Annotated in this window: 9 protein-coding genes; 1 reads left to right on the top strand and 8 read right to left on the bottom strand. The window is 44.3% G+C overall.

The window, feature by feature from the left end:
• Positions 1–258 (bottom strand): hypothetical protein (locus ACP5N5_RS04715; protein WP_428133407.1); only part of this gene is annotated, 258 nt, incomplete at its 3' end.
• A 10-nt stretch (positions 259–268) separates the two neighbouring features.
• The gene (locus ACP5N5_RS04720; protein ID WP_428133416.1) at positions 269–1,399 is read right to left on the bottom strand and encodes a radical SAM protein; all 1,131 of its coding nucleotides are present in this window, start codon (positions 1,397–1,399) and stop codon (positions 269–271) included.
• A 411-nt stretch (positions 1,400–1,810) separates the two neighbouring features.
• On the opposite strand from ACP5N5_RS04720, the gene ACP5N5_RS04725 reads away from it, so the two are divergent.
• The gene (locus tag ACP5N5_RS04725) at positions 1,811–2,968 is read left to right on the top strand and encodes a hypothetical protein (protein WP_428133409.1); all 1,158 of its coding nucleotides are present in this window, start codon (positions 1,811–1,813) and stop codon (positions 2,966–2,968) included.
• A 15-nt stretch (positions 2,969–2,983) separates the two neighbouring features.
• Here the strand turns inward: ACP5N5_RS04725 and ACP5N5_RS04730 are convergent, their stop codons facing one another.
• From ACP5N5_RS04730 to ACP5N5_RS04755, 6 genes are all read right to left on the bottom strand, one after another.
• Complete coding sequence (locus tag ACP5N5_RS04730) at positions 2,984–3,874, bottom strand: ATP-grasp domain-containing protein (protein ID WP_012608716.1); 891 nt, start codon at positions 3,872–3,874, stop codon at positions 2,984–2,986.
• A 3-nt stretch (positions 3,875–3,877) separates the two neighbouring features.
• Positions 3,878–4,210 (bottom strand): hypothetical protein, encoded by a 333-nt coding sequence (locus tag ACP5N5_RS04735; RefSeq protein ID WP_156915450.1) that lies wholly within the window; start codon positions 4,208–4,210, stop codon positions 3,878–3,880.
• A 358-nt stretch (positions 4,211–4,568) separates the two neighbouring features.
• Positions 4,569–5,474 carry a hypothetical protein gene (locus tag ACP5N5_RS04740; RefSeq protein ID WP_012608714.1) on the bottom strand — a complete coding sequence of 302 codons (906 nt, stop codon included), beginning with the start codon at positions 5,472–5,474 and terminating at the stop codon, positions 4,569–4,571.
• A complete protein-coding gene (locus tag ACP5N5_RS04745; RefSeq protein ID WP_012608713.1) occupies positions 5,444–6,265 on the bottom strand; it encodes an S-methyl-5'-thioadenosine phosphorylase in 822 nt (273 codons plus the stop codon). Before ACP5N5_RS04745 ends, ACP5N5_RS04740 begins: the two co-directional genes overlap by 31 nt.
• Positions 6,266–6,268: 3 nt before the next feature.
• Complete coding sequence (locus tag ACP5N5_RS04750; protein WP_276814754.1) at positions 6,269–6,952, bottom strand: phosphoribosyltransferase; 684 nt, start codon at positions 6,950–6,952, stop codon at positions 6,269–6,271.
• A gap of 106 nt (positions 6,953–7,058) precedes the next feature.
• Positions 7,059–7,483 (bottom strand): flavin reductase family protein (locus ACP5N5_RS04755; RefSeq protein ID WP_428133414.1); only part of this gene is annotated, 425 nt, incomplete at its 5' end.

A 7,483-nucleotide genomic window follows, 5' to 3' on the forward strand; every position in this document is an offset into this window, starting at 1 on the left:
GTTATCGTCTACTTTAACACCTATGATTATTATCTTTGATACACTATCTAGATCCACGTATCGATTATCACCGGGTTCTGGTGATAATTCTTTTAGGAGTAGACATGTGTTTTCCACGCATTTTTCTGTGTAATCCGTGAAAATCCATTTACTCCTATATACATCAACTGATACTATATAGGAGTCGCCTTCCTCGACGACTATGACTCTATAATGATCGCTGAAATAGTATTCTGAAACAATACCTGGTTTACTCAATGAAATCGCCTCATGATACCTGTTGATACATTATCCCCAAGCTATCGGCTATCTCATAAGCGGTCTTTAATTCTGATGCGCTAGGTTTTCGAGCTATCTCAGGGTATAACCCGGGGTGTTTAGCTACTATGTGTTCCGGCCTATATTGATCCATGATATTCACTAATGCCCTTGGCGTGTTCGATGCGATCCATTCTAAGACTCTTCTCGTACAGCACTCTACGTGCCCTGGTAAAACCAAGTGCCTTATAATTATATCACTGGAGTCATGTGCTACCTTTATATTCCTAGTTACAATCTCCCAGTAGTTTCTCACCTTACTGAGTCTCCAAGCGCACTCATTATTGCCGTATTTCAGGTCGGGCAGCCATATATCTATTATGTCCCGTAGTAGCGTCATAGCCTCCCCGCTCATATACATGTTGCTGTTCCATAACTGGGGTACATTTACATCGAGGTACCTGAGGCTTTCAAGTATGAATGGTAGATGGGGCGTTGGCTCCCCACCTACGTGATTTATGTTCCTGGCTCCTTTAAGCCTTAGATTCCTCTGTATAAACGCTAATTCCCTTGGTGAAACCCGTTCCCCATCTCTAGCATGTACCTGGCTTATATCCCAGTTCTGACAGAAAACACATTTAAAGTTGCATCCACCATAGAATATCGTCCCGCTGGGTACCAAGGGAGCTTCTTCACCAATATGGTGGAAGAAGCTGTGCACTATGCACTCCCTATCTACCATGCAGACACCGGGCTTCCCCTTAATCCTCTTAGCACCGCATTTCCTTTCGCAGAGTCTGCACTCCTCAATAAGCTTATACGCTATAGCCGTCTTTATATCAAGGTAGCTGTATTTAGGGGTTTCCAGCTCACTGATGTCGAGGCCCCTCTCAACTATATCTCTGAGAAGCGATGCGAACTCCCTGGACGCCTTCTCGTGAATGCTCCATAGTTCATCCAGGGGCATATTATTGTAAGGATCTATATCCACGGGGATCTTCTTCGCGACCATGAATCTAGCTGGCTTCTCGTTTTTCATCACGCTATAATACCAGGAGAGTCTTTCAACTACGATAGGATCGCCCCATACAGTTAACGCGTCAGACCTGTACATGATTAGTGTTTTAAACCAGTCGAACATATATTTCCACACTATTATTAACTCCTGAATTAAGGTCTTTTATTGTTGTCACATTTATCTCTAGGAGCGTTCATAGAATTCGATTTATTCAAGCCTACAATACTATGTCTCATAGGTTATAGCACTTAGATTTCCCTGGTTTCAATGATACTCTAGATACCTAGGGAGCCTGAAGCAGCTGCCACCATGGGGGATGGGTGTTAGATTCAGTTTTAATCAGGCTGAGAGCTCTTCTTCACAGCTCCGACGGTTCGCTATTCATCATGTCGATCATAATAATACTGGTGGGTAGTTTATTAATGTGTCCGATGAGTCCGATGGTTTCAAGCATATTGGAACAGTTTCCCCGATTGTTTCAGACGAGCCCTTATTTTTAACTATCGCTATATACCCTCCTTGAGGTGGTGTAATGTGAACTGGAGGATAATCGGGTTAATATCCATAGTGGCATTAATAGTTTCGATAGCGCCATTAGCATCCATACCCATCATCGCAAGCGGGGATCAGGAATCCCAGGATTCAGAGGTAGCCAGTGACATCATCGTTGGGAACAGCACGATGAATCTCACAGTGCCAGCTATATCCATCGATGATGCCTTAAACCTAGCATACATGATGAGGAATATAACGTATGAGCTGTTCATGTGGGAGGTAAACCATAATGTAAGCGTTGCTAACGTGACTCTTAACATCGGTGATAAATTCCTTGATAAGGCCCTGGAGCTGAAGGATAATGCAAGTAGGAGGGCAATAGTCTTCGCCGTAGTGGCCGCGATACACTATGGCCATGCTCCTTCATTCGCTAATCCAGTGCTGGCAAGGGTAATATACAGTAGCCTTGGCGAGAATAACACCGTGACAGACGAGACTGTAAACGCTGTGATAACCGCATCAAGCGAGTTAAAATCCATACTGTTAAACGCGGTAAGCTACGCTGAGTCAAAGAATTTCAACACCACTTTTACATACTACTGGGTCAGTAAGGGTGATAATCTAACCTCATTAGCACAGCAATACCTTGGAGAAGGCAATGTTACAGCAGCATTCAGGCACGCCATAGCCGGGTACAAGGCTTATGTTAGGGCGTACTCTACACTAGTGAAGACCGTGTTCACCCAGTATCTTAGAGACCTCGGGATAATCAGGGGGAAGCCATTCATCCCTCCAGGACTACTGGATAAGCTACCTCTGGAATTAAGAAGCGAGATAAATGCTAGAGTAGAGAAGGGCGAGATTAAGAGCATAAGGGATATAGTGGGCGAGGTTAGAAAGGAGATACAGAATAGAACTGAGATGTGGAAGGAGAGAGAATACGTTCAGATAGCTAACATACTAGCTTCAGCACTAGAAAAGCTCAGTAAACACCCCGTATTAACAAGGGTAATGATGGGGAAGCAGTTGAGGAATTACTGCTATGATCTAGTGAAAGAGGTAGCATCGAAGACCAATGCCACGGGACTACAACTACTCCAGCTGTCGCTGCAGGAGCTGCAGAACAGGGTTCAGGGAGGATTAAATATACAGCAGGAATTCCAGGGCTCAGTAGTAAAGATCAGGATGAAACATTAGTCTTCTAAGCCTACTCTACTTTTTTATTTTTTCGATAACATATTTTACAATGTAATCGGGCGGATTTACTCCTGTAGCGCTCCTCAACCCCTCCCATTGTGGAAACGCGTTCACCTCTAGAATATAGTATCTCTCGGTACCCTTATCATACGCTATATCGACGCCCGCATACTCTAGGCCAAGTATTTTCACGGCTTTCAAGCCCAGCTCATATACCTCTGGCTCCTCCTTCTCGCTGACAGGTACTCCACCAGCTCCCTGGGCCACATTTGTCTTCCAAGAATATGGGTTAACACGTTTCATGGCACCTATTACTTCTTCGCCAACTACGAAAACCCTGTAATCATAACCCGGCTTCTCAAGGTACACCTGGTAGTAGCTTGGTAAACCTATATTCATTAATCCCCTTGTAACGTTAAATGCGAGATCTGGGTCCTGCACTAGCGTGCTCCCTAGGCCAAGGCTCCCCATGAGGGGCTTGTATACCACTATATGCTTGTCTTTAACATACCTCATAGCTGTAAAGGGGTTCTCGGTTACAAGCGTCTCTGGTACGGGAACCCCCTTTAAGTAGAGGTGCAGGAGGCATCTCCACTTGTCTCTAGCGATAAGGGATTTAGAAGGATCGTTGATCACGGGTATTTGTGAAGCAAGTGCCTCGAGAACACCGATCCTCTTCATTAGAGTCTCTAAGCTGGTTATGAAGCCTATTCCTCTTAGAATAGCAGCGTTAACACTTACCTCCTCCGTGGACTGGTACACCTTGATGCCCCCAGGCGTTAACACAGCATCAAGCATCGGTGTCTTCAAGTAAACTGGTTCATGCCCGTGCCTAGATATCGACTCCATTAGTTCAAGTGAGCCCTTCCTAGGCTCTTTTTTATAATCCACAACAGCTATCCTCAAACCCTACACCTTCTCAATTAATGCAGCTAGTATAAGTAGAGCCGAGGATATGCCTGTAGCGGTAAGGGCTGAGGTAAGCGTAAACCCTGAGAGAGCAGCACCAATGATGGAGCCGAGGCATGTTATTAGGATGATCATGTGTATAACACTCTTGCACTCCTTTAAGCTATCCTGGCTCTTAATGTAGATGTAGAAATAGAGTAGTGAGATGAAGAAAACGGCTAGGCCGGCTGCCACGTATGGGAGTGTTAAATTATATACCGAGATAAACATGCCTATGAATACGCCTGCACCAGCCAGGTACGGTATTTTCCTTGAGTATAATAATTTACTCATACTCATCCTCCCTAACTAGCTTAAAACAGACTGGGTATTAAATAATGATATTCTTACACGTCTAGATATATAGGTTGTTCTTATAGATTTAAACCATTGTGCTTATAAAGCGTGCTCCAGGGTTCGGGTCTGGTGAATATCTGTGATTGCCTGTAGATATTTCTGGCTACCTGCTTCACCCCTCATGTATGATTCCCCCGCTCCGTCCGGCTTCACCCTTCACAGCGGGGGAATACTCCGTATACCCGCCCAGAGAATACCGGGAGAAAAGTAAAAGCAATAGTCATCGAGGAAAACGAGTAGAGACGTCGAGAGAATAAAACGTGTTCAAAAATATTTACAAGAATTCAGAAAGGATTCAGAACCCGCAACAGGCTAGATAATTAGCTATTATGGCTAAGTATATGTTGGCTTCAATAGGGTCAGTGTTTAATATTAGTTCGTTTACTCTAGTTTTCCCCACTGCAAGCCTGCTCTTGAGTTCTCTTAGATAATACTCCTCCACACTAGTACCGATTAATAACACGTCCGCTGAGTTAGGTATTGACTCAGGATATTCATACCTAGCATTCACCCGTCTACGTTTTAATGCGTCAACTAGGTAGCGTGCGGAGGGCTCCATTAACCTACTCGATGATACCACTACTTCTCTATGAAGGGATACCTTAGAGAAAACATCCTTGTAAACCTCTATGAGTTCTCCAGCTATTAAGGTGAAGCCTTCCCTGCTGTGTTCAAATACCCTCACACCTCTCCTGGATAATCTATCCTTATATATACTGGCTAATGCGTGGAACACAGCGATAGCCATTACAAGGGTTGAGTCAAGCTCATCATTGATGCTTGTGTAGATGATGTTATAGCTCTTCAATACCTCCACGATTTTTTTATCAACAGGCTTAGCCACTAGCGCCATATAGGGATGGCTCATTATTCTAGCTATCTGAAGTATGTTAAGTAGGCCTGAATGGTTTGACGTGTATATGATTAAAGGTGTGGGATCCCTGTAAGCCAGCACATATAATGATGTAGATGGAATATCAAGGAGAAGGATTGATTTTTCTTCATCCATGGTTACTACGTGCCAGAACATGCATGATGCTGGTAGGTAACCATGACCGTTGTAGGATATAATGAGCCTGTTCGAGCCTGTCTCACTTAAAAAATTCCTTATATTGTTTGATAGGCTCCTAGCTTCCTCCTCTAGTTTACCTAGTTTACCCAGGTAAGCCCCTACATTAAAGCTGTCTCCAGGCTCCTGCAACAGCTACACTCCTCTCCACGTGGCTCGTCTTTCAATAGCTCTATTATATCCGGTAATAGTCTCTGGATTTTAATAGTGTTCTCTCTCATTGTTTTCACGACTTCCTCGGCTGTAACGGGTTTTTCAGCCCATACATCGTAGTCTGTGACCATTGCTATTGTTGCGTAGCATAACTGTGCCTCACATGCCAGGTTGACCTCCGGCACGAGGGTCATCCCTATCACATCGGCCTTAAATACCTCCTTCCAAACCCTACTCTCAGCCCTTGTACTGAATCTAGGCCCCTCTATACATATGTATGTTCCCTTTTCATGAATCCTTATATCTGGGTGTCTCGCGGCTGCCTCGAGTATTTTCTTCCTGAGGTGTTCACAGAATGGGTCGGCCATACTTACATGTGCAACTCTTCCACCCTCGAAGAACGTGAAGTCCCTAACTCCCTTTGTCATGTCTATGAATTGATCTGGTATTACAAAGTCTCCTGGCCTATAGTCTTCCCTAAGGCTTCCCACAGCTGATACAGCTATCACCCACTTCACACCAATACTCTTCAGGGCCCATATGTTCGCCCTATAGTTTATTCTATGGGGCGGTATCTTATGTCCCCTGCCATGCCTAGGTAGGAATGCTATGGTTTTGCCCCGTAGCTCACCGATTATTATGTTATCGCTGGGAGCACCGTATGGGGTATAGACCTTGTACTCTCTTATATTACTTAGACCTGGGAGATCGTATACCCCGCTTCCCCCTATAATAGCTATGCTGGCTTTCACAGAGGGCTCGACCAGCATTTCTCACACCTTCAATAAGTACTTGTCTCTGCCTGGATCATACTTTACGATGTCTTTCTCTAGTAGAATCCTTAGCGCCTCTCTATAGTACATATCTCCAACATCTATCCCATACCATTCCTTGAAGCCATCTATTATCTCCTTATAGCTCCATTCTTTTTTACCAGTTTCCTTATATGTTTCGCTCATCATTCTTTTAATGAATTGATAAGTATCCTCCAGCCTGGTCCAGGGGTATTGGAACCATATCCACTCCTTTACCTCTAAGTAGTAGTAGTCTGGCTTATACTTAGCTACAGGGCTTATCCATTGCAGTGCTGCTGTTTTAACCTCGAGCGGGCTCCAGTTATCCCTTATATAATCCCTAGCCAACCTTAATGTCTCGCCTGTATCCACGATGTCATCCACAACCAGTACCTTCATCCCTGATGCGTCGAGCTTGAAGGGATATTTGAGTATGGCCCTTTCCTCGGCTTTAGCTGCCTCAGTCCAGTGCTGGCTTTGAATACTGGCCAGGTTTTCCACGCCCAGGAAATCGCATATGAGCCTCGCGGGGACGAATCCCCCTCTTGAAACAGCTACAACGAGCTCGGGTTTGTACCCGTTCTCCCTTATAATCCTGGCCAAGTTCATTGACCACTCTACTATCTCATCCCATGTAACTAAATGGGTTCTAACCCTAGGCATTTCTATCACGTAAATATAATAACATATGTATACTTAAAAAGATTAGAACCCGGCCCAGAGAATCAAGGACAGTATACCTTAATAACCTGGTTGGAAGAGTGAACAATTACTTCTTTTCCACCAGAATCAATTTCCCATTAATAGTGAATACTCTCCCACTGTTATGCATGAGTATTCTAGCCTTGTCCAGGTTCCATCCATATCTTGCATATAAATCTCTTCTCACATGAATAGCTTTCACACTAGCTATGAATAACACGGATTCTCCAACAGGTACCTTATTCTCCACTATGCATTCTAGTATACCTAATGCTCCGTTAATTCCTGGTGTAGATATATGTTTTGAGGGATAAGGGTTTAAGCCTAGTTCCCTCCATTTATCTCTTTCCCTTCCACCAACGCTTCCAGCTCTATAGGCCAGGTCCGCATGTTCCTCGCTGAGCACGTTTATAGTGAACTCGCCCGTCTCAGTGATGTACTCATGGGTAAGGCTTTTGCTCCAAATCGAGACAGCCACTAGGAATGGTTCAT

It is taken from the genome of Desulfurococcus sp. (genome assembly GCF_049970475.1).
In the GTDB taxonomy this organism is placed as follows: Archaea; Thermoproteota; Thermoprotei_A; order Sulfolobales; family Desulfurococcaceae; genus Desulfurococcus; species Desulfurococcus amylolyticus.